Here is an 18,885-nt window from a genome sequence, read left to right as displayed (position 1 = left end):
ATCGTCGAGGCCGACGACCACGGGCACCTACGTCTGCAAGTTCCGCGGCGCCGGCCGTGGCCTCAAGGTGCTGGTCGCCGAGGTGATCGTCAGCGAGCTCGCCAAGCGGATCGGACTGCGCACGCCGCGCATGGTCGCTCTCGACCTCGACGCCGAGATCGCGCGCTACGAGGCCGACGAGGAGGTCCAGGAGCTGCTGACCAAGAGCGTCGGGCTCAACCTCGGCGTCGACTTCCTGCCCGGCTCCTTCGGCTACGACGGTGAGATGGACACCTCGGACGCAGAGGCCGCGCGCGTGATCTGGCTCGACGCGTTCACCGCCAACGTGGACCGGTCCCTGGAAGAACCCCAACCTGCTCGTGTGGCACGGCGACCTCTGGGTGATCGACCACGGTGCCTCGCTGTACTTCCACCACGGCTGGGCCGGGGGAGTGAGTGACCCTGCACGGTTCGCCCGCCAGCCCCGGGACATCACCGCCCACGTGATGGAGAAGCGCGTCGCAGCCCTGCCCGACGCGGACGCCCGGATCACGCCGTTGCTGGATCGGACCGTCTTCACCGAGATCCCGGCGCAGGTGCCCGACGCCTGGCTCGAACCGGTGCCGGGCACCGAGACTCCGGACGCGCTGCGTGCGGCGTACGTCGAGTTCCTGACCGCGCGACTGGCGACGCGCGCGTGGCTGCCGGGGGCGGAGTCATGACCCGCCTCGCCTACCAGTACGTCACTCTCCGCTGCGTCCCTCGACCCGAGCGCGAGGAGTTCGTCAACGTCGGGGTCGTGCTCTACTGCCGGGCCGCCGACTTCCTCGACGTGGCATGGCAGTGCGACCGCGACCGCCTCGTCGCCCTCGACCCGCGCCCGGACGTCGACTCGGTGTGCGCCGCGCTGGCCTTCGTCGAGGGGGTCTGCCGCGGGGACGAGCGTGGTGGAGTGGCGGCGCAGCAGTCGCTGGGGCAGCGGTTCGGCTTCCTCAAGGCGCCGAAGAGCACGGTGCTGCAGCCCGGCCCGGTGCACGGTGGCATGACCACCGATCCCGCCCGTCAGCTCGAGCACCTGCTGGAGCGCCCGGTGGGGTGATCCCGGAAATGAGCAGCCGCCCGGCCCGGTGACACCGGGCCGGGCGACTCTTGCACCGGATCAGACGGGGACGAGCTCCACCGCGCCGACGGCGTATCGCGCCGGGATCCGCGCGCGACCTCGGGGTGTGCGCCGAGCGGCTCGGAGACGGCGACCGCACCGGCCTCGAGCGCCAGCTCGGCGGCCCGGTCGGGCAGCGTCCCGGGCGCCGGGAAGAACGACGCGACCGCGATGTGGCGCCGGCCCTCGCCCCGGAAGGCGCGCACGGCCTCGCCGGCGGCCGGGGGAGCGGCCGACGCGAAGGCGGCGGTGACCGGCAGCTTGTGCCGGGTGCCCCGAGTGCGTGCCAGTCGCGCCACGGCCCGGTTGGCCAGCGGGTCGGAGGAGCCGGCGGCGGCGAGCACGAGCGCATCGAGCTCACGCACGCGGGCCTCCTTGAGCGCCTCGCGCAGGCGCACGTCGAGCACCTCGAGGAAGGCGGCCTCCATCCCGAGCACGCGGGTCGCGCGGATCTTGAGACCGTCGTGGCGCGCGGTCGCGGTCGCGATGGCCCTGGGGACGTCGACCCGGGCGTGGAACGCCTCGGTGAGCAGCAGCGGGACGACGACGATCTCGTCGAAGCCGGCCTTCACCAGCCGGTCCACCACCATGTCGAACGACGGCTTGGACAGGTCGAGGAATGCCGTCTCGATGCGCAGGTCGGGACGCATCTTCTTGACCTCGGCCACGAGGGCCTTGATCGTCGCGGCGGAGCGCGGGTCGCGGCTTCCGTGAGCCGGGGCTACCAGTGCAGGAGCGGCCATCAGCTGGGCCTCCCATCTCGGGTGGTGGTGAACGAATCGACGCCGTTGTCGCTTGATGTTTCGTTGCGGAGGGTGAAGTTCATGAGTGGATCCCGCACTCGGTCTTGTTGGTGCCCGCCCACCGGCCGCTGCGCGGGTCGTCGCCGGGCGCCACGCGCCGCGTGCACGGCCAGCAACCGATGCTCGGGTAGTTGTCGTAGACCAGCGGGTTGACCAGCACGCCGTTCTCGGCGATGTAGGCCTCCATCTGCTCGTCGCTCCAGCGCGCGAGGGGGAGACCTTGACCTTGCCCTTGCGGGCGTCCCAGCCGACGACCGGAGCGATCACGCGGTTGTGGGTCTCCGCGCGCCGCAGCCCGGTCGCCCACGCGTCGTAGCCCGCGAGGGAATCGGCCAGCGGCTGGACCTTGCGCAGCTTGCAGCACAGGTCCGGATCGGTCTTGTAGAGGTCCTTGCCGTACGCCGCATCCTGCTCGGCCACGGTCTGCACGGGCTCGATGGTGATGAGGTTGACCGGCAGCGTTGCCTCGACGGCGTCACGCGTGCCGATGGTCTCGACGAAGTGGTAGCCGGTGTCGAGGAACACGACGTCCGGGCCGGGCGCGACCTTGGACGCGAGGTGCGCGAGGACGGCGTCACCCATGGACGAGGTGACGCAGAAGCGCTCGCCGAAGGTGGCCACCGCCCACTCGATGATGTTCTCCGCGGGCGCGAGCTCGAGCTCGGCGCCGACGTGGGAGACGAGCTCGCGGAGCTCCTCCGGCGTGCGGCCGGCGGTGTGGGTGCCCTTGAAGTCGCGGGCAGCCTCGGGTGGAGAGACTCATCGTTGCTCACCTCCTCTGGGGATCATGCCGAGATACGTGACGGAAAAGGCTCGGAGGCAGGAGCGGCACTCCCACCCGTCCTCGCGCGGCCACAGCGTCGTCTCCCCGCAGTACGGGCAGTGGTTGGTGGCCGCTCGCTCACTCATGTCAGACGGCTTCCACGACGGACTCGCCGCGCAGGTGGACTTCGTCGGCCCGGCCGACCCAGTCGGCGAACAGCTCGTCCGGCGAGCGATCGGCGAGGTAGGCCTGCACGACGTTGGTGACGTAGTCGTCGAGGCCGGCGCTGGTGATCTTGTGCGCACGCAGCTTGCGGCCGAGCGTGGAGCTCAGTCCGAGCGCGCCACCGAGGTGCACCCGGGAAGCCCTCGACCCGGTTGCCGTCGTCGTCGAGCACCAGCATGCCCTTGAGGCCGATGTCGGCGACCCGGGTGCGGGCGCAGGCGTTGGGGCAGCCGTTGACGTTGACCGAGATCGGTGTGTCCAGCTCGGGGAACCGCTTCTCGAGCTCGGTGACCAGCGAGCGGGGCCCGCTCCTTGGTGTCCACGATCGCGAGCTTGCAGAACTCGATGCCGGTGCACGCCATCGTGCGGCGACGCCAGTTGCTGGGGCGAGCGGTCAGGCCGATCTTCTCCGGGCCGTCGGCGAAGGCCTCGGTGTCGGCACCGTCGACCCCGATCACCACGAGCTTCTGGTACGCCGTGAGGCGGGCGCCCGCGGCGCCGTACTGCTCGACGAGGTCGCCCAGTGCGGTGAGCGTCGTGCCGTCGATGCGACCCACGACGGGCGTCGCGCCGATGAAGTACTTGCCGTCCTTCTGCTCGTGGATCCCGACGTGGTCACCCCCGGTGCACGGGGGCGACCGGCGAGGGGCAGTCGACGAGGGCGCGATGGAGGTATTCGTTCTCGAGCACCTCGCGGAACTTCTCCTTGCCCCAGTCGGCCAGCAGGAACTTCAGCCGGGCCTTTGAGCGCAGGCGGCGGTAGCCGTAGTCGCGGAAGATGCCGGCCACGCCCTCCCACGCGTCGGCGACCTCGTCGAGCGGGATCCACACGCCCAGCTTGTGCGCGAGCATCGGGGTTGGTCGACAGTCCGCCGCCGACCCACAGGTCGAAGCCCGGGCCGTGCTCGGGGTGGACGGTGCCGACGAACGACACGTCGTTGATCTCGGGCGCGACGTCGTGGCTGGGGTGCCCGGTCAGCGCCGTCTTGAACTTGCGCGGCAGGTTGGAGAAGGCGGGGTTGTTCAGCGCGCGACGCTTGATCTCGGCGAGCGCCTCGGAGCCGTCGATGATCTCGTCCTTGGCGATCCCGGCGACCGGCGAGCCCGGGGAAGGGGCGCGGGCCGTCGCCGCACGCCTCGATCGTGGTGAGGCCGGCCGACTCGAGGCGCTCCCAGATGGCGGGCACGTCGACGATGTCGATCCAGTGGTACTGGATGTTGTTGCGGTCGGTGATGTCCGCGGTGTTGCGGGCGTAGGTCGTCGAGGACTCGCCGAGGGCACGCAGGGCATCGGCATCGAGGATCTGGCCGTCGGTGCGCACGCGCATCATGAAGAAGCGGTCGTCGAGCTCTTCCTCCTCCAGCTGCGCGGTCTTCCCGCCGTCGAAGCCGGGAGCGCGCTGCGTGTAGAGGCCCATCCAGCGGAAGCGACCGCGCAGGTCGGCCGGGTCGATCGAGTCGAAGCCGCGCTTGGAGTAGGTGTAGAGGATCCGGTTGAGGACGTTGAGCGGGTCGTCGTCCTTCTTGGACTGCTCGTTCTTGTTCAACGGCTCGGTGTAGCCGAGCGCCCACTGACCCTCCGCGCGCTTGGGGCGCGGGATCTCGGTGTGCTGGGCAGGCTCTGGCTTGAATCGCAGATCAGGCATGGAGGGGGTGATCCTGTTCGCTGAGGGCCGCGCGCGACGGTGAGCGCGGAAGTGCGGGTGACTGGCGGCGAATCAGCGATGCCAACACATCGAGCTGCGGGTGCGCCTGAAGTCCACGTGGCGTCGGACCACGAGGAACTTGGACGTCACAGCAAGAGTCATGTCAAGGAGTCTCAACGGTCGGACACCCTCCCGACAAGGCGAAATCTCATGATGAGAGACGCCGCGCCACATGATGAGACACGCGTGTGATGTTCATGCGGGATTCACCCCGGTCGTGCGGCGCACGTCACACCGAGGTCAGCGTCGGATGTCGACCACGACCCGGTCGATCGCCCTGCCGCCGGTCGCGCGCAGCGGCAGCCGCCACTTCTGCGAGTCCGTACGGCGGAGCGCGACCCGCACCCAGACCCGGATGCTCTGTCCGGGGGCGAGGCGGGGCGTGCGCCACCCCCGGGACACGGCGTTCGTCCGGTCCCTCGCCGCCGGAGCGATAGGTGATGGCAACCGCGCCGCGGCCCCTCCCGCTCGGGGCGTGGAACGTCATCCGGCCCGATGCGGTCCCGGTGTTGGTGAGGCGGACCCGGAAGACGCCGACGGCGCTGCGCAGACGAAGGATCGCCGTCTGGGATGTCGGGGGAGAGCTCACCGGCGCCGACCCGGGAGCCGGGGGTCGTTCGGACGGCGAGGTCGGGGCGAGGCGCGGCGACCACCTGCGGAGGAGTGGCGACCGGTGGTGCACTCGTCGCGGTGGTCGACGGCGTCGCCGTGGCAGTGCTGGTCGGCACCGGCGCCGGCGTCACGGTGTAGGTGCGCGTGACGGTGGTCTGCCGCCCCGACCCGTCGCGCGCCGTAACCTGCCAGTGTGCGCGCCAGCGGTGGTGGTGTCGAGTCGCTCCCCGACGGGGCCGTCGCACGACTGGAGGGTGGAGCCGCCGGTGTCCCGGCACGAGAACGACACGGCAACGTCGACACCCCGGGCAACGGTCACGCCGTCCGCAGGCCCGTCGACGGTGACCCGGGGGTCGAAGCCGTCGCGGTTCGGCACCAGTGCGGCGCGATAGCTGAAGTAGGCCGACGGTTGTGGGTCGTCCTGCGCCCACCGTTCGTCGGACAGGGACCACAGCGTCGTGCCGCTCGAATCCGTCTCCGACGAGATGGCGGCGGTGTCCGCCGACCAGCCGATGAGGACGTGCCCGTCGGGGAGTCGGGCGGCCGAACCCATGAACCAGTGAACCGGTCGGCAGGGCCGTAGGTGCGGGCGACGGTCGCCTCGGTGCCGGTCAGTGCGAACTCCACGATCCGGGTCGAGGGTCGCGCGACGGCCGGGCCGTCGGGGGCTGCGGGGTCGACGCAGTAGTTGCCGAAGAACGGGATCGAGCCGTTGTCGTACACCGGGACGTTGCCGTTGGGCAGCAGTGAGGCCGAGTGCTGGGCGCAGGGCCCGCCCTCGCCGTCAGGGGAACCTGAAGCTGCTGTCCCGACCGCCCAGCTTCCAGATGACGTCACCCGACTCGTGCCCGTCGTGGGCCCGGCTGGCGATCAGGAAGACCGAGCTGAGGTGGCGGAAGGACACCAGCACGTCGCCGTTCGGCTGGACGTCGATCGAGTTCAGGTGGGCGTAGTCCGCGTCGCCGGGCGCCATCGTCTCGTCGGCGTGAGCAGCGCTCGACCACTCGAAGTCCACGACGCCGTCCGCGGTGACGTGCTGCACGACCGAGTCGACCGGGCCGGTGTCCGGGTCGGGCTCGTAGGCCGTCAGCCAGCGTGACCCGTCGGCCTCCAGCACGGAGTCGTGGTCGTCGGTGTTGACGAGGCCCATCGTCTCGATCCGTCGGATCTCGTGGAACTGGTCGTCGAGCACGACGAGGGGCGCCGCCGGTCCGGCCGAGAGTGGTGGTCGGCCGGCGCACCGTGAACCGGCCACTGCGAGCGAGCTTGAGGTCGAGCACCCGCTCCGTGTGCTCACGGGTGTAGGTGGGGACGCCGTTCCGGTCGACGATCGTCTCGTAGCGGGGTGGGCGGTCGAACCGGTCGATCGTCAGTGCGATGTTGCCCGCCTGCAGTGCGGCGCCGGTCGTCGTGGCCGAGAGCTTCGGGAAGGACGGTTGCAGGACGTACAGCGCGTAGGCCCGCCGCTCGGTGCCGTCGCCGATGAAGACGGAGATCTCGTCACCGGGCTGCGCGTCGGTGAACGTGGCCGACCCGTCGGCGTCCGGCACGCCGTTGAACCACACGGACGGGGCATCCGACACGTTCACGCCCACGGTTCCGTCGGGTTGGGCGTGCACCGCGTAGCGGGAGACCGCCGGGTCGAAGGCCGGGTAGAGCCGGGACGCACCCGCCACGGAGATCGAGGGGGAGACGGCGGCACGGGCTGCCTGCGGCGTACCCGCGCCCAAGGCGACCGGGAGGAGCGCGGAACCGACGCACACGGCGCCCGGGAGAGCCGTGGAGAGATCGCGCATCGGTACGTCCCTTCGGTCGTTCGGAGGTTATCTGCTCTGGACGTCGTGCGTTGACCGATCGTGGCTACATCTAGGCTGACGCCCATGACGGATGCCTCCCTGTCCCAGCTCACGCTCTCCCAATTGACGACGGGCGCCTACGAACAGGCCCTCAAGGTCATCGAGTCGGTGGAGCCGCGCATCGCGGCCGCGACTCGCCGGGAGCTGGCCGACCAGCGAGGTTCGCTCAAGCTGATCGCATCGGAGAACTACGCCTCCCCGGCCGTCCTGCTCACGATGGGCACCTGGTTCAGCGACAAGTACGCCGAGGGCACGGTCGGGCACCGCTTCTACGCCGCCTGCCAGAACGTCGACACCGTCGAGTCGCTGGCGGCGGAGCACGCGCGTGAGCTGTTCGGGGCGCCGTACGCCTATGTGCAGCCGCACTCGGGCATCGACGCCAACCTCGTCGCCTTCTGGTCGATCCCCGGCCAACCGCATCGAGACGCCCGCGCTCAAGCTGCCCGGGCGCGAAGAACGTCAACGAGCTGACCGAGGCCGACTGGGAGTCCCTGCGCCACGAGTTCGGCAACCAGCGCCTGCTCGGCATGTCGCTCGACTCGGGCGGCCACCTGACGCACGGCTTCCGTCCCAACATCAGCGGCAAGATGTTCCACCAGCAGCAGTACGGCACCGACCCCGAGACCGGCCTGCTCGACTACGACGTGGTCGCGGCGAAGGCGCGGGAGTTCAAGCCGCTCGTGCTGGTGGCCGGCTACTCCGCCTACCCGCGTCGCGTGAACTTCGCCAAGATGCGCGAGATCGCCGACGAGGTCGGTGCCGTGCTGATGGTCGACATGGCGCACTTCGCGGGCCCGGTGGCGGGCAAGGTGTTCACCGGCGACGAGAACCCCGTGCCGTTCGCGCACGTCACCACGACCACGACCCACAAGTCCCTGCGCGGCCCGCGCGGCGGCATGGTGCTGGCGCAGGAGGAGTTCGCGGCCGACGTCGACCGCGGCTGCCCGATGGTGCTCGGCGGCCCCCTGTCGCACGTGATGGCCGCCAAGGCAGTCGCGCTCGCCGAGGCGCGCCAGCCCGAGTTCCAGACCTACGCGCAGGCGATCGCGGACAACGCGAAGTCGCTCGCCGAGGGCTTCCTGTCCCGTGACGCCAAGCTCGTCACCGGCGGCACCGACAACCACATCGTGCTGCTCGACGTCGCGAAGTACGGCCTCACCGGCCGCCGGGCGGAGTCGGCGCTGCTCGACTCCGGCGTCGTGACCAACCGCAACTCGGTCCCCAACGACCCCAACGGCGCCCCGGTACACCACCGGCGTCCGGCTGGGCACGCCCGCGCTCACGACTCGCGGCTTCGGTCACGACGAGTTCGACCGGGTCGCCGAGCTGATCGTCGAGGTGCTCTCGAACACCCAGCCGGGCACCACCAAGGCGGGCGACCCCAGCAAGGCGTCCTACGTCCCGGCCGACGGTGTCGCGGAGCGGGGTCCAGGAGCCGGCGCCGACGAGCTGCTCGTCAAGCACCCGCTCTACCCCGGTCTCGAGCTGAGCTGACCTATCGGGTGGTGACCGGGCAGTCCGCGAGAGCGGGCCGCCGGTCGGCACCCACGGTCGCGTCGACGACGATTCGATCGGCGTCCTGCCGGGCGTCGACGTGGATCGTCTCGCCGGGGAACACCACGCCCGCGAAGCGTGCCCCCGAACGACGCGGTCCGCGAGGAATCCCCGTCGAGGAGCAGCTCGGTGACCTCGCGGAGCACGATCCTGTAGGTGCACAGGCCGTGCAGGATCGGCGCCGGGAAGCCGGCCGAGGCGGCGAACTCCGGATCGACGTGCAACGGGTTGCGGTCGCCGCAGAGCCGATAGAGCAGCGCCTGCTGCGCCGTCACGTCGTACGTCGAGCTCGCATCCGGCACCCGGTCGGGGACCGCCACCGTGGTGGACGAGCCGCGGGACCCGCCGAAGCCACCCTCGCCGCGGGCGAAGATCGACGACCGGACGGTCCACAGCTCCTCGCCGGACGCCGAGCGTGCCACGCCCTCCTGCCAGATGACGGCCGCCTTGCCCTTGTCCCAGACGTCGGAGATCCGGGTGGAGAGCGTCGCGGTGCCCGAGGTCGGGATCGGCCCGGTCACCGAGATCGACTGGGCGCCGTGCACGACCTGCGCGAGGTCGAGCTCGCAGCCGGGCAGGTCCAGCGGCGGGGGAGCGGTCTCGTGGAAGGACGGCGCCACGATCCCGAAGCTCGGTAGCGCCCGGAGCCCGTGGGTCTCCGGGGGTGTGCCGAAGATCGGTGGCGCCGACGGCCAGTGCGTAGAGCTGCACGTCCGTTTCCGACCACGAGAACGTGCGGTCGGGGAGCTGCGCGCCGATGGCGACGTGGGGATCAATGGGCATGGGCGATGTCCTCCGCGGCGAGGTAGCCTGAACACCGGGGCGGGACCGATGGTCGCGCCCGGGCCGGCATAGGTGTGGCCCATGACGGCTGCAGGACACGTTGCCGGCGGCGTACAGGCCCTCGATCGCGGTGCCGTCGGGCCGCAGCACCCGGGCGCGCTCGTCGGTGACGAGCCCGCCCTTGGTGCCGAGGTCGCCGGGGACGATCTTCACGGCGTAGAACGGGCCCTCGTCGATGGCGTGCAGCGACGGGTTCGGCTTGACCCGCGGGTCGGAGTAGTACTTGTCGTAGGCGCTCTCGCCGCGGTGGAAGTCCTCGTCGATGCCGCTCTGCGCGAAGCCGTTGAAACGCGCAACCGTCTCTTCCAGCGCACCGGGCGGGACCTCGATCTCGGCGGCGAGGTCGGCCGGGGTCGTGCCCTTCCTGATCGTGCCGAACTTGTACCAGCGGCCGGGGAACGGCGTGCGCGGCGTGAGCCCGGCGAAGAGGTAGCGGTTGCGGTAGCGCTGGTCGATCACCATCCGAGGCGGGTACGGCGCTGGGCCCCGTCGCATGGGCCGCGTAGATCTCCTTGGTGGCCTCGACGTAGGGCAGCGCCTCGTTCATGAACCGCTGGCCGCCGGCGTTGACGATGATCGAGCCCGGCAGGTTGCGCTCGGCCGAGCAGAACCACGGTCCGCTGGGCAGCGGGATCGTCGGTCCCCACCCGTGCGTCGTCCATCAGGTCGGTGGCCGCGCCGATCGCGATCCCGGCCTCGTGCCCGCCGCCGGTGTTGCTCGCGGCGCCCGTCGTCCACGACGCGTCGGTGGGCTGCGGCAGGAACTTCTCGCGCAGCTCCCGGTTGCTCTCGAACCCACCCGATCCGAGGATCACGCCGCGCGTCGCGCGGATCGTCGAGCGGACCCCGTCGCGCATCACCGACACGCCGACCACGCGGCCCTCCTCGGTGACCAGCCCGACCGGGGGCGTGCCGTAGTGGACGTCGACACCGTGGTCGATGAGGCCCTGCCGGAGCCCGATGACGATCGCGTTGCCCATCGCGTACATCCGCTGCCGGCGCAGCCCGCTGATGATCCGCTTCACCAGCACCCTGACCATCGTGACCGGGCCGCGCAGCGTGCGCAGGCCCGGGCTGATCTTGCGGAAGTCGGCCTGCGTGACGATCAGGTTGGCGGGCGCCTTGGTGTAGGGCTTCGTCAGCCGCCCGAGCTCGTCGTCGAGGAACGACGCGTCCATCGGCACCGGCTCCACGCTGCGTCCTCGCACGCGCCCGCCGGGTTGCTCGGGCAGGTAGTCGGCGTACTCCGGGACCCACGCGAAGCGCGTCGGCGTCTGCTCCCGGAGGAAGTCCATCACCTCGGGTCCACGGTCGAGGAAGGTGTCGCGGCGGACCTTCGGCACCGTGTCGCCGACGATCGAGTCGAGGTAGAGCTTGGCGGCGTCGAGGTCACCGGCGTCGACCTGACCGGCGTCGCGCAGCGCGTAGTTGCCCGGGATCCAGACTCCGCCGCCGGAGCGGGGCCGTCGACCCGCCGAAGGTCTCGCTGCTCTCGACGACGATCGTGCGCAGGCCGTGCTTCGACGCGGCGGCCAGTGCGGCGGCCATTCCGGCCCCGCCGGCGCCCACCACGACGACGTCGACCTGCTCCGGGAGAGGGGTGCTCATGGCGCAAAACTGTAACAGGTTCTAGTATGGCGACATGACGACGCCTTCACCTGTTCTCGACTCGATCCGAGACCTGCTGCCCGGCTTTCGTGAGCGTGCCGACGAGTCGGAGCGCCTGCGTCAGGTGCCCGAGCAGTCGGTCAAGGAGCTCGAGGAGACCGGCTTCTTCCGGATGCTGCAGCCCGCGCGCTTCGACGGACTCGAGTCCGACCCGGTCGACTTCTTCACCGCGGTCCGGCTGATCGCCTCGGCCGACGGCTCGACCGGCTGGATCTCCAGTGTGCTCGGTGTGCACCCGTGGCAGGTGGCGTTGTTCGCCGACGAGGCGCAGCAAGCCGTGTGGGGGTCCGACACGAGCACCCGGCTCAGCTCGTCGTACGCCCCGACCGGCAAGGCGGTGCTCGCCGACGGCGGCTACACGCTCAGCGGCAAGTGGTCCTTCTCGTCCGGCTCGGCCCATGCCGCCCGGGTGCTGCTGGGCGGTCTGGTCTTCAACGAGGACGGCAACGTCGTCGACTTCAAGACCTTCATGATCCCGCGCAGGGACTACGAGATCCTCGACGTCTGGAACGTCGTCGGCCTGCGCGGCACCGGCTCCAACGACATCGTCGTCACCGATGTCTTCGTGCCCGAGGCGTTCACGCTGTCGATGAGCGACACCGGTCGGTGCTTCGGTCCGGGTCAGGAGCAGAACCCGAGCGACCTCTACAAGCTGCCCTTCCACTCGCTGTTCACCAGCACGATCACCAGTCCGATCGTGGGGATGGCCACGGGTGCCTATGCCGAGCACGTCGAGATGCAGCAGCAGCGGGTCCGGGCTGCCTACCTCGGCGAGAAGGCGTCCTCCGACCCGTTCGCGGCCGTGCGGATCGCCCGCGCCGGCAGCGAGATCGACGCGGCCCGGGCGCTGCTGATGGCCAACATCCGCGAGGAGCAGGCCTGCGTCGCCCGCGGGGACAAGATCCCCCTCCAGCTCCGGCTCAAGGTGCGCCGCGACCAGTGCTCGGCACCCAGCGCGCGATCGACGCGATCGACGCGCTGTTCGAGGCGTCGGGTGGGCGGGCGCTCGCCGAGGGGACCTACCTCCAGCGGGGCCCGGCGTGATGCCCACGCCGGCCGGGTGCACGCCGCCAACGACCCCGAGCGCGCTGAAGATGTTCGGCGAGCTCGAGTTCGGCCACAAGATCGACCCGGGGATGTACTGACTTGAGCTCCGGGGACGACCTGCTGCAGACCGTCGAGGTCAAGGGCACCGAGATCGCCTACTACGAGAGCGGAGCAGGGTTCCCGCTGGTGATGCTCCACGGCGGCGGCCCCGGTGCGTCCTCGTGGTCCAACTTCGGCGCTGCGTTGCCGGGCTTCGCCGAGCACTTCCGCACGACCCTCGTCGACCAGCCCGGCTTCGGCGCCTCCGGCAAGCCCGAGGTCGTCGGCAACTACTACCGCCACGCCGCCGAGCACGTCATCGGCGTGCTCGACCACCTCGGCATCGACCGGTTCCACGTCCCGGGCAACAGCCTCGGAGGCGGTACGGCGATGAGGCTGGCCCTCGAGCACCCGAAGCGGGTCGCGCGGCTGGTGCTGATGGGACCGGGCGGGCTGTCGCTCAACCTGTTCCACGCCGACCCCACGGAGGGCGTTCAGCGGTTGATGGACTTCGGTGCCGACCCGACGCGCGAGGCGCTGCGCGCCTTCATCAGCACGATGGTGGTCAACCGGGACCTCGTCACCGACGAGCTGGTCGAGGAGCGCTTCACCGACGCCACCGCGCCCGGGGCGCGCGAGGCGATGCGCTCCATGGGCATGTCGTTCTGGAACCCCGACACCTACGAGGACGGGATGCTCTGGCGCGAGGCCCACCGCCTGCGCCAGCACACGCTGCTCACCCGGGGCCGCGAGGACCGCGTCAACCCTCTCGACGGCGCGATGGTGGCGCTCAAGCTGATCTCGAAGGCGCAGCTGCACGTGTTCCCCAACTGTGGCCACTGGGCCCAGATCGAGGCCGCGGACGAGTTCCGCGAGGTCGCGGTCAACTTCTTGAACCGCCACGTCGAAAGGCCGAAGGCATGATCGACATCAAGTCCATGGGCTACGTCCGCGTCGCCTCCACCGACCTCGACGCGTGGCGCAGCTTCGCCGAGAAGGTGCTCGGCCTCGCCGCCGGCCGCGGGCCCAGTCCCGACAACCTCTACTACCGCATCGACGAGGTGTCCGCCCGGCTCGTGGTCTTCCCCGAGCGACGTCGACGAGCTGTCGGCGACCGGGTGGGAGCTGGCCGACCACGACGCGCTCCAGCAGGCACGCGAGCACCTGCAGAAGGCCGGAGTCGACTTCGACGAGGGCACCGCCGACGAGCTGGCCGAGCGACGGGTGCAGGAGCTGATCCGTTTCCGCGACCCGTTCGACAACGTCTTCGAGCTCTTCCACGGCATCACCTACGAATCACGGCCCGTGGTCACGCCGTACGCCGCAAGGTTCGTCACCGGCGACCGGGGCATGGGCCACATCGTGGTCCCGGTCAGCGACGACGTCGAGGCGCTGCGGTTCTACCGCGACGTGCTCGGCTTCCGGCTGCGGGACTCGATGTCGATGCCGGGTGAGTTCGTCGGCAACGAGCCGGGCACGAAGGTGTGGCTGCGGTTCCTCGGGATCAACCCGCGGCACCACTCGCTGGCGTTCCTGCCGATGCCCAACCCGTCGAAGTGCGTCCACATCATGCTCGAGGTGGACAAGCTCGACGACGTCGGCCGCGCGCTCGAGCGCGTGCGCAAGCACCGGGCACCGCTGTCGGCGACGCTGGGGCGCCACATGAATGACGAGATGGTGTCGTTCTACGTGAGGAGCCCGGCCGGCTTCGACATCGAGTTCGGCACCGAGGGCCTGCAGGTCGACGACTCACGCTGGGTGGCCCGGGAGAGCACCGCCGTCTCCTACTGGGGTCACCAGTTCGGCGGCTGATCGACATGGGCGAGACTGTGCGGGTGAACAACCTCCCCGAAGGCATGGCCGACGACGCCCACGCCTCGTGGCCGCCGCGGGAGCTGATCGACTCCTTCCCGGGCAACTTCCCGCACGACTTCGAGTGGCGTCCGGGCGAGACGATCGAGGTCGACGGCGAGGAGGCTCAGACCCGGGCGCGGCTCTTCCGCGACGTCCTCGGCCGCTACGCCTCGGGCGTCACCGTCGTCACCACCATGGCGGGCGGCCAGCCGACCGGGATGACCTGCCAGTCCTTCACCAGCGTCTCCCTCGACCCGCCGCTGGTCGCGTTCCTGCCGACCGGGCAGTCGCGGGCCTTCGCTGCGATCCGGCGCGCCGGCACCTTCTGCGTCAACTTCCTCAGCGACGGGCAGGCCGACCTGTCCAACCAGTTCGCCTCGAGCCGCGACGACAAGTTCGACGGTGTGGAGTGGACGGCCACGGCAGGCACCGGCTCGCCGCTGCTCGCCCGGATCGTGGGGCACGTCGACTGCACCGTGCACGCGGTGCACGAGGCCGGCGACCACTTCCTCGTGATCGGCAAGGTCGTCGACCTCGCCGTCGGCGACGCGGACGATCCGTTGCTCTACTACCGCGGGGCCTACCGCACCTGATCTCGTGGGCCTAGGTTGACGGGATCAGTCCTGTCACCCTGAAGGGATCACCACCCATGCGTCCCACACGCTTTGCCCGCGCGGCTGCCGTCGCCGGCGTCCTTGCCCTCTCGCCGCTCACCCCCGGCGGTCACCCCGGTCTTCTCGGCGATTCCCGCGGGCGACTCCTCGCCCGGAGAGTGCGCCGACGAGCACACCTCCGGCGCACGCGTCGCCAAGGGCGCGAAGGCGCAGGAGCCGGCGCTCTACCCCGCAGCCAAGGCCGGTGAGTTCGCCCAGCTCGCCGATGCCGCTCAGTTGGCGCCCGGGTCGGTCACCGTCGACACGGTCTTCCACGTGATCTCCGACCACACCCTGACGCGGCAGGAGCTTCGCCGCACGAACACCATGGTCGAGGACCAGATGCAGGTCCTGAACGACGCCTATGCCGGCCTCACCGCCCCCGATGCGGCCGACACGCCGTTCCGCTTCAACCTCGGCCGGGACGACCTACACGGTCAACGCCGAGTGGTCCACGGTCACCCCCGGTCGGGTGGAGACCGACATGAAGTCCGCCCTGCACGAGGGTGATTCCGAGACGCTCAACGTCTACTCCGCCAACATCGGCGGCGGCCTGCTGGGCTGGGCCTACTTCCCGCAGACCTACAACGGCGGCGCCGGTGCCATCAAGGACGGTGTGGTCATCCTCGACGAGTCGATGCCCGGCGGCACCGCCGGGAAGTACTCCCTCGGCGACACCCTCACGCACGAGGTCGGCCACTGGCTGATGCTCGAGCACACCTTCGCCGGAGGCTGCTCGGTCAAGGGCGACGGCGTCGACGACACCCCGGCAGAGGCGCACCCGCAGTTCGACTGCCCAGTTGGTGCCGACACCTGCGCGGCACCCGGGCTGGATCCGATCCACAACTTCATGGACTACACGCAGGACTCCTGCATGAACATGTTCACGGCCGGCCAGTCCGCCCGCATGAGCGACGGCTGGGTGGAGTACCGCGCCGGCGGCAACGGCTGACCTGTCGCCTCAGAGGGCCAGTCGCGCACGATGCGTGTGCGGCTGGCCCCACAGCGCGCCGAGCGCGTGCGCCCGCTTGAACACCGGGTGGGCGTCGTGCTCCCACGTGATCGCGATGCCGCCGTGCAGCTGGATCATCTCGCCGGCGGCGTGGCTGAAGGCCTCGGTGCAGTACGCCGCGGCGACGGCCGCCCTCTCGGGCGCATCGGCCGCACCGGACACCGGGCCGTCGACCGCGTGCAGCATCGCCGATCGAGCCAGCTCGAGCTCGACGAGCAGGTCGGCCAGCCGGTGCTTGACGGCCCGGAAGGAGCCGATCGGCCGCCCGAACTGCACCCGCTGGAGGCTGTAGGCGACGGTGTCGTCGAGGGCGCGCTGCGTGCCACCGACCTCGGAGGGCGGCGGTCAGCACGAGCGCGACGTCGCGGACGTGGTCGGGGGAGCGGGTCGACGCGCTGCCGGAGGCTCGCGAGCTGCGTGGTCGGGTCCATCGCGGGCACCCTCGCCGGCGCCTCGGTGACCTCGGTGAGGCGGCCGTCGACGTACGCCGGGACGATGTGCGCCCGGGCGCCGAACAGGACGTGGTCGGGCGTCGCGATGGTGGCGATCTCGCCGGCGGCGATGCGCGGGAGCAGGCCGGCAGGGTCGCCGTCGGCCGCCAGCGCGGCCGCGGCGAGGGCGGTGGGGAGCAGGGGAGTGGGGGCGAGTGAGCGCCCGAGCTCCTCGAGCACCACGCAGGTCTCGGCCACGGTGAAGTCGGGGTCGGTCACGCCGATCTCGCACAGTGTCTGCCACAGGGCCTCGTCGAAGCCGGACTCCGACGTCATCGCGGTCCGCACGGACGCACTGTCCGCGCGCTTGTCCAGCAGGGACCGGACGACAGCGGCCAGCTCGACCTGTTCCTCGGTGCGCGTCATGACCTTCTCCTCAAACCAAGCAATTGCTTGGTAGGGTAGCAGCATGACCGCCCCCACCGACGAGGAGTTCCGGACCGAGATCCGGGGCTGGCTCGCTGCCAACCTGAGCGGCGAGTGGGCGGCGTACATGGGACTCGGCGGCCCCGGGCGCGAGCACGAGGCGCATGCCGAGCGCCTCGCCCGGAACCGGCACCTGGCCGCCCACGGCTGGACCTGCGTGGGGTGGCCGGTCGAGCACGGCGGTCGCGGCTTGAGCCCGGCGCAGCAGGTGATCTTCCACGAGGAATATGCCCTCGCCCGGGCGCCCGCGCGGGTCAACCATCTCGGTGAGGAGCTCCTCGGGCCGACGCTGATCGCCCACGGGTCGGCGGAGCAGCAGGCGCGCTTCCTGCCGCGGATCGCGGACGTCACCGAGCTGTGGTGCCGGGGCTACCCGAGCCGGACGCCGGCTCCGACCTCGCCAACGTGCGGACATCGGCCCGGCTGGTCGACGACGAGTGGAGCATCGACGGGCAGAAGATCTGGACCTCCAACGCCCACGAGTCCGACTGGATCTTCGTCGTGGCCCGCACCGAGCCCGGCTCGCAGCGCCACCGCGGGTTGTCGTTCCTGCTCGTCCCGCTCGACCAGCCGGGCATCGAGGTCCGCCCGATCGACCAGCTGACCGGCGGCTCGGAGTTCAACGAGGTCTTCTTCACCGACGCCCGCACGCGCGCCGACCTCGTGGTCGGCGATCCCGGTCAGGGCTGGCGGGTCGCGATGGACCTGCTCGGCTTCGAGCGCGGGGTGTCGACGCTGGCCCAGCAGGTCGGCTTCGAGCGCGAGCTGGCCGACCCGGTGAGCCTCGCCTGGGACAACGGCACCTTCGACGACCCGGTCCTGCGTGACCGGCTCGCGCAGGCGAAGGTCGGGCTTGCGGTGATGAAGGCCAACGCCGTGCGCACGCTCACCGATCCCGTCCCCGGATCCGACTCCATCGCCAAGCTCGTCTGGGCCAACTGGCACCGCGACCTCGGCGAGCTCGCCATGGCGATCTCCGGCCCGGCCGCGCTCACGGCCGGACCCGACTACCATCTCGACGCCCGGCAGCGTCTCTTCCTCTTCTCCCGCGCCGACACGATCTACGGCGGCAGCGACGAGATCCAGCGCAACATCCTCGCCGAGCGCGTGCTCGGCCTGCCCAAGGAGTCCCGCGGATGACCGCCACCACTGACCGGCGCGGCGAGCTGCTGCGGATCGCCGCCACGCTCTTCGCCGAGAAGGGCTTCAAGAACACGACCGTGCGCGACATCGCCGAGGCCGCCGGCATCCTCAGCGGCAGCCTCTACCACCACTTCGACTCCAAGGAGTCGATGGTCGACGAGATCCTCTCGACCTTCCGAGCCCAGCTGTTCGCGGCGTACGGCGACGTGCTGGCCTCCGACGACGACGCCCGCGCCAAGCTCGAGCGGGTCGTGCGGCTGTCCTTCGAGGCGATCGACCAGCATCCGGCCGAGGTGGCGATCTTCCAGAACGACGCCGACCACCCGGGATCCTTCGAGCGGTTCGGCTACCTCGCCGAGCGCGGCGTCCAGTCGCGAGACATCTGGCTCAGCCTGCTCAACGAGGGCGTCGAGACCGGAGCGCTCCGCCCCGACCTCGACGTGCACCTCGTCTACCGCTTCATCCGCGACACCGTCTGGGTCGCGGTGCGCTGGTACCGCCCCGGCGGCGATCTCAGTCACGGCGATGTGGCCGACCAGTACCTCTCGATCCTGCTGGAGGGCATCGCTTCCTCCGCTGATTGAGCAGGCGCGCCAGCGCCGCCATGTCCGCCGATTGAGCACGCGCGCCAGCGCCGTGTCGAAATCAAGGAGCCTTGGTTTCGACACGCTCCTCGCTGCGCTCGTCGCTGCTCAACCAGCGGCGGAGGACGGCTCGGGCAGCTTTGGCACCAGCGTTCTGGCACGTCGAGTCCTTGCAGTCCTCGAGGGTGTCGAGGTAGTCCGCGAGCGCGCGGCGCACGCGACGGTAGGCCGGCTCCAGCGCCGGGTTGGTCAGCTGGTCGGGGTCGATGGTGCGGTCGTAGAGCTCGACGAACCGCGGGCCCTGCCAGCGGACGAGGGTGTAGCGCTTGGTGCGCACGCCGCGCCAGCGCCGGGCCGTCTTCTTGTCCTTGCCCTTCGAGCCGGCCCGGATGAGCAGGCCGCGGTCGCGCTGGTGGCGGTCCTTGACGGCGTACCCCAACAGGCTGCGACCGTCGATCTCGACCATCG

At 70.6% G+C, this 18,885-nt stretch carries 26 protein-coding genes and 6 pseudogenes; 14 read left to right on the top strand and 18 right to left on the bottom strand.

The genetic code is table 11. The features are described from left to right. Window positions 1-67: 67 nt before the first annotated feature. From LP418_RS27555 to LP418_RS27545, 3 genes are read left to right on the top strand one after another with little or no spacing between them, the layout of a single operon-like run. Window positions 68-439 (top strand): hypothetical protein, encoded by a 372-nt coding sequence (locus tag LP418_RS27555; RefSeq protein ID WP_257954444.1) that lies wholly within the window; start codon window positions 68-70, stop codon window positions 437-439. Then, on the top strand, window positions 432-701 hold the full coding sequence (locus tag LP418_RS27550; RefSeq protein WP_257954443.1) for a hypothetical protein: 270 nt from the start codon (window positions 432-434) through the stop codon (window positions 699-701). The genes LP418_RS27555 and LP418_RS27550 overlap by 8 nt, the downstream gene beginning before the upstream one ends. Further along, window positions 698-1,078, top strand: a complete 381-nt coding sequence (locus LP418_RS27545; protein ID WP_257954442.1) for a DUF3037 domain-containing protein — start codon at window positions 698-700, stop codon at window positions 1,076-1,078. The genes LP418_RS27550 and LP418_RS27545 overlap by 4 nt, the downstream gene beginning before the upstream one ends. Here the strand turns inward: LP418_RS27545 and LP418_RS27540 are convergent. The 11 genes and pseudogenes from LP418_RS27540 to LP418_RS34845 form a co-directional block, all read right to left on the bottom strand. Then, on the bottom strand, window positions 1,042-1,881 hold the full coding sequence (locus tag LP418_RS27540) for a sirohydrochlorin chelatase (protein WP_257954441.1): 840 nt from the start codon (window positions 1,879-1,881) through the stop codon (window positions 1,042-1,044). The genes LP418_RS27545 and LP418_RS27540 overlap by 37 nt on opposite strands. Window positions 1,882-1,960: 79 nt before the next feature. Further along, a pseudogene (locus LP418_RS27535) lies at window positions 1,961-2,523 on the bottom strand (phosphoadenylyl-sulfate reductase). Then, window positions 2,516-2,704 carry a hypothetical protein gene (locus LP418_RS31820; protein WP_336275845.1) on the bottom strand — a complete coding sequence of 63 codons (189 nt, stop codon included), beginning with the start codon at window positions 2,702-2,704 and terminating at the stop codon, window positions 2,516-2,518. The pseudogene LP418_RS27535 and the gene LP418_RS31820 overlap by 8 nt, the downstream one beginning before the upstream one ends. A 147-nt stretch (window positions 2,705-2,851) precedes the next feature. Continuing rightward, window positions 2,852-3,061: a hypothetical protein gene (locus LP418_RS27530; protein WP_257954440.1), complete on the bottom strand. Its 210-nt coding sequence runs from the start codon at window positions 3,059-3,061 to the stop codon at window positions 2,852-2,854. Beyond that, window positions 3,034-3,486, bottom strand: a complete 453-nt coding sequence (locus LP418_RS27525) for a hypothetical protein (protein ID WP_257954439.1) — start codon at window positions 3,484-3,486, stop codon at window positions 3,034-3,036. Before LP418_RS27525 ends, LP418_RS27530 begins: the two co-directional genes overlap by 28 nt. 58 nt (window positions 3,487-3,544) lie before the next feature. Then, on the bottom strand, window positions 3,545-3,781 hold the full coding sequence (locus LP418_RS34855; RefSeq protein WP_442940043.1) for a hypothetical protein: 237 nt from the start codon (window positions 3,779-3,781) through the stop codon (window positions 3,545-3,547). A gap of 64 nt (window positions 3,782-3,845) precedes the next feature. Then, window positions 3,846-4,220: pseudogene (locus LP418_RS34850) on the bottom strand (hypothetical protein); the annotation flags it as partial. Then, window positions 4,147-4,347 (bottom strand): annotated as a pseudogene (locus LP418_RS31810) (nitrite/sulfite reductase); the annotation flags it as partial. The pseudogenes LP418_RS34850 and LP418_RS31810, both read right to left, overlap by 74 nt. A gap of 517 nt (window positions 4,348-4,864) precedes the next feature. Continuing rightward, window positions 4,865-5,224: a hypothetical protein gene (locus tag LP418_RS27510; protein ID WP_257954438.1), complete on the bottom strand. Its 360-nt coding sequence runs from the start codon at window positions 5,222-5,224 to the stop codon at window positions 4,865-4,867. 150 nt (window positions 5,225-5,374) lie between these two features. Then, window positions 5,375-5,800, bottom strand: a complete 426-nt coding sequence (locus LP418_RS27505) for a hypothetical protein (RefSeq protein ID WP_257954437.1) — start codon at window positions 5,798-5,800, stop codon at window positions 5,375-5,377. 231 nt (window positions 5,801-6,031) lie between these two features. Next, window positions 6,032-6,397 (bottom strand): arylsulfotransferase family protein, encoded by a 366-nt coding sequence (locus LP418_RS34845; RefSeq protein WP_442940336.1) that lies wholly within the window; start codon window positions 6,395-6,397, stop codon window positions 6,032-6,034. Between the two features lie 730 nt (window positions 6,398-7,127). Here LP418_RS34845 and LP418_RS27495 point away from each other — a divergent pair. Continuing rightward, window positions 7,128-8,597 (top strand): annotated as a pseudogene (locus tag LP418_RS27495) (glycine hydroxymethyltransferase). Here the strand turns inward: LP418_RS27495 and LP418_RS27490 are convergent. The 4 genes and pseudogenes from LP418_RS27490 to LP418_RS27475 all read right to left on the bottom strand — a co-directional run bounded on the left by LP418_RS27490 (window position 8,573) and on the right by LP418_RS27475 (window position 11,108). Next, the gene (locus LP418_RS27490) at window positions 8,573-9,523 is read right to left on the bottom strand and encodes a MaoC/PaaZ C-terminal domain-containing protein (protein WP_257954435.1); all 951 of its coding nucleotides are present in this window, start codon (window positions 9,521-9,523) and stop codon (window positions 8,573-8,575) included. The pseudogene LP418_RS27495 and the gene LP418_RS27490 sit on opposite strands and share 25 nt — an antisense overlap. Before the next feature lie 61 nt (window positions 9,524-9,584). Then, window positions 9,585-9,962: pseudogene (locus tag LP418_RS27485) on the bottom strand (FAD-binding protein); the annotation flags it as partial. Continuing rightward, window positions 9,956-10,921: an FAD-binding protein gene (locus LP418_RS27480; RefSeq protein WP_257957212.1), complete on the bottom strand. Its 966-nt coding sequence runs from the start codon at window positions 10,919-10,921 to the stop codon at window positions 9,956-9,958. The pseudogene LP418_RS27485 and the gene LP418_RS27480, both read right to left, overlap by 7 nt. Then, window positions 10,890-11,108: an FAD-dependent oxidoreductase gene (locus LP418_RS27475; RefSeq protein ID WP_257954434.1), complete on the bottom strand. Its 219-nt coding sequence runs from the start codon at window positions 11,106-11,108 to the stop codon at window positions 10,890-10,892. The genes LP418_RS27480 and LP418_RS27475 overlap by 32 nt, the downstream gene beginning before the upstream one ends. A 34-nt stretch (window positions 11,109-11,142) precedes the next feature. On the opposite strand from LP418_RS27475, the gene hsaA reads away from it, so the two are divergent. The 7 genes from hsaA to LP418_RS27445 all read left to right on the top strand — a co-directional run bounded on the left by hsaA (window position 11,143) and on the right by LP418_RS27445 (window position 15,713). Further along, on the top strand, window positions 11,143-12,318 hold the full coding sequence (gene hsaA, locus LP418_RS27470) for a 3-hydroxy-9,10-secoandrosta-1,3,5(10)-triene-9,17-dione monooxygenase oxygenase subunit (RefSeq protein WP_257954433.1): 1,176 nt from the start codon (window positions 11,143-11,145) through the stop codon (window positions 12,316-12,318). Then, window positions 12,315-13,178, top strand: coding sequence for a 4,5:9,10-diseco-3-hydroxy-5,9,17-trioxoandrosta-1(10),2-diene-4-oate hydrolase (gene hsaD / locus LP418_RS27465; RefSeq protein WP_257954432.1), 864 nt, complete (start codon window positions 12,315-12,317; stop codon window positions 13,176-13,178). Before hsaA ends, hsaD begins: the two co-directional genes overlap by 4 nt. Next, window positions 13,175-13,708, top strand: a complete 534-nt coding sequence (locus tag LP418_RS30020) for a hypothetical protein (protein WP_272496297.1) — start codon at window positions 13,175-13,177, stop codon at window positions 13,706-13,708. Before hsaD ends, LP418_RS30020 begins: the two co-directional genes overlap by 4 nt. Next, on the top strand, window positions 13,605-14,066 hold the full coding sequence (locus LP418_RS30015; RefSeq protein WP_272496296.1) for a VOC family protein: 462 nt from the start codon (window positions 13,605-13,607) through the stop codon (window positions 14,064-14,066). Before LP418_RS30020 ends, LP418_RS30015 begins: the two co-directional genes overlap by 104 nt. Before the next feature lie 5 nt (window positions 14,067-14,071). Further along, a complete protein-coding gene (locus LP418_RS27455) occupies window positions 14,072-14,701 on the top strand; it encodes a flavin reductase family protein (protein ID WP_257954431.1) in 630 nt (209 codons plus the stop codon). Window positions 14,702-14,803: 102 nt separating this feature from the next. Further along, window positions 14,804-15,271 carry a hypothetical protein gene (locus LP418_RS27450; RefSeq protein WP_257954430.1) on the top strand — a complete coding sequence of 156 codons (468 nt, stop codon included), beginning with the start codon at window positions 14,804-14,806 and terminating at the stop codon, window positions 15,269-15,271. Further along, window positions 15,246-15,713 (top strand): zinc metalloprotease, encoded by a 468-nt coding sequence (locus LP418_RS27445; protein WP_257954429.1) that lies wholly within the window; start codon window positions 15,246-15,248, stop codon window positions 15,711-15,713. The genes LP418_RS27450 and LP418_RS27445 overlap by 26 nt, the downstream gene beginning before the upstream one ends. Window positions 15,714-15,722: 9 nt before the next feature. Here the strand turns inward: LP418_RS27445 and LP418_RS27440 are convergent, their stop codons facing one another. Both LP418_RS27440 and LP418_RS27435 read right to left on the bottom strand, forming a co-directional pair. Beyond that, on the bottom strand, window positions 15,723-16,049 hold the full coding sequence (locus LP418_RS27440; protein WP_257954428.1) for an acyl-CoA dehydrogenase family protein: 327 nt from the start codon (window positions 16,047-16,049) through the stop codon (window positions 15,723-15,725). Window positions 16,050-16,118: 69 nt separating this feature from the next. After that, window positions 16,119-16,508, bottom strand: a complete 390-nt coding sequence (locus tag LP418_RS27435; RefSeq protein ID WP_257954427.1) for a hypothetical protein — start codon at window positions 16,506-16,508, stop codon at window positions 16,119-16,121. A gap of 165 nt (window positions 16,509-16,673) precedes the next feature. On the opposite strand from LP418_RS27435, the pseudogene LP418_RS27430 reads away from it, so the two are divergent. From LP418_RS27430 to LP418_RS27420, 3 genes and pseudogenes are all read left to right on the top strand, one after another. Next, window positions 16,674-16,976: pseudogene (locus LP418_RS27430) on the top strand (acyl-CoA dehydrogenase family protein); the annotation flags it as partial. A 71-nt stretch (window positions 16,977-17,047) separates the two neighbouring features. After that, a complete protein-coding gene (locus tag LP418_RS27425; RefSeq protein ID WP_336275844.1) occupies window positions 17,048-17,830 on the top strand; it encodes an acyl-CoA dehydrogenase family protein in 783 nt (260 codons plus the stop codon). After that, window positions 17,827-18,417: a TetR/AcrR family transcriptional regulator gene (locus LP418_RS27420; protein WP_257954425.1), complete on the top strand. Its 591-nt coding sequence runs from the start codon at window positions 17,827-17,829 to the stop codon at window positions 18,415-18,417. Before LP418_RS27425 ends, LP418_RS27420 begins: the two co-directional genes overlap by 4 nt. Before the next feature lie 61 nt (window positions 18,418-18,478). On the opposite strand, the gene LP418_RS27415 is transcribed toward LP418_RS27420, so the two are convergent. Continuing rightward, entirely contained in the window at window positions 18,479-18,883 is a 405-nt protein-coding gene (locus LP418_RS27415; protein ID WP_336275843.1) for a sulfatase/phosphatase domain-containing protein, read from the bottom strand. Window positions 18,884-18,885 lie beyond the last annotated feature (2 nt).

The sequence above is a fragment of the Nocardioides sp. B-3 genome (assembly GCF_024703895.1).
GTDB lineage: Bacteria > Actinomycetota > Actinomycetes > Propionibacteriales > Nocardioidaceae > Nocardioides.
The sequence above is the reverse complement of the archived record's forward strand: the minus strand, read 5'-3'. Positions and strand labels throughout refer to the sequence as shown.

What these genes read in the sequence shown, in the direction of transcription:
- LP418_RS27545 (WP_257954442.1), top strand. Translation starts at nt 698, where the DNA reads ATGACCCGCCTCGCCTACCAGTACGTCACTCTCCGCTGCGTCCCTCGA.
- LP418_RS27540 (WP_257954441.1), bottom strand. Translation starts at nt 1,881, where the DNA reads ATGGCCGCTCCTGCACTGGTAGCCCCGGCTCACGGAAGCCGCGACCCG.
- LP418_RS31820 (WP_336275845.1), bottom strand. Translation starts at nt 2,704, where the DNA reads ATGAGTCTCTCCACCCGAGGCTGCCCGCGACTTCAAGGGCACCCACAC.
- LP418_RS34855 (WP_442940043.1), bottom strand. Translation starts at nt 3,781, where the DNA reads ATGCTCGCGCACAAGCTGGGCGTGTGGATCCCGCTCGACGAGGTCGCC.
- LP418_RS27505 (WP_257954437.1), bottom strand. Translation starts at nt 5,800, where the DNA reads ATGGGTTCGGCCGCCCGACTCCCCGACGGGCACGTCCTCATCGGCTGG.
- LP418_RS34845 (WP_442940336.1), bottom strand. Translation starts at nt 6,397, where the DNA reads ATGGGCCTCGTCAACACCGACGACCACGACTCCGTGCTGGAGGCCGAC.
- LP418_RS27490 (WP_257954435.1), bottom strand. Translation starts at nt 9,523, where the DNA reads ATGGGCCACACCTATGCCGGCCCGGGCGCGACCATCGGTCCCGCCCCG.
- LP418_RS27475 (WP_257954434.1), bottom strand. Translation starts at nt 11,108, where the DNA reads ATGAGCACCCCTCTCCCGGAGCAGGTCGACGTCGTCGTGGTGGGCGCC.
- hsaA (WP_257954433.1), top strand. Translation starts at nt 11,143, where the DNA reads ATGACGACGCCTTCACCTGTTCTCGACTCGATCCGAGACCTGCTGCCC.
- LP418_RS30020 (WP_272496297.1), top strand. Translation starts at nt 13,175, where the DNA reads ATGATCGACATCAAGTCCATGGGCTACGTCCGCGTCGCCTCCACCGAC.
- LP418_RS30015 (WP_272496296.1), top strand. Translation starts at nt 13,605, where the DNA reads ATGGGCCACATCGTGGTCCCGGTCAGCGACGACGTCGAGGCGCTGCGG.
- LP418_RS27455 (WP_257954431.1), top strand. Translation starts at nt 14,072, where the DNA reads ATGGGCGAGACTGTGCGGGTGAACAACCTCCCCGAAGGCATGGCCGAC.
- LP418_RS27445 (WP_257954429.1), top strand. Translation starts at nt 15,246, where the DNA reads ATGAAGTCCGCCCTGCACGAGGGTGATTCCGAGACGCTCAACGTCTAC.
- LP418_RS27420 (WP_257954425.1), top strand. Translation starts at nt 17,827, where the DNA reads ATGACCGCCACCACTGACCGGCGCGGCGAGCTGCTGCGGATCGCCGCC.
- LP418_RS27415 (WP_336275843.1), bottom strand. Translation starts at nt 18,883, where the DNA reads ATGGTCGAGATCGACGGTCGCAGCCTGTTGGGGTACGCCGTCAAGGAC.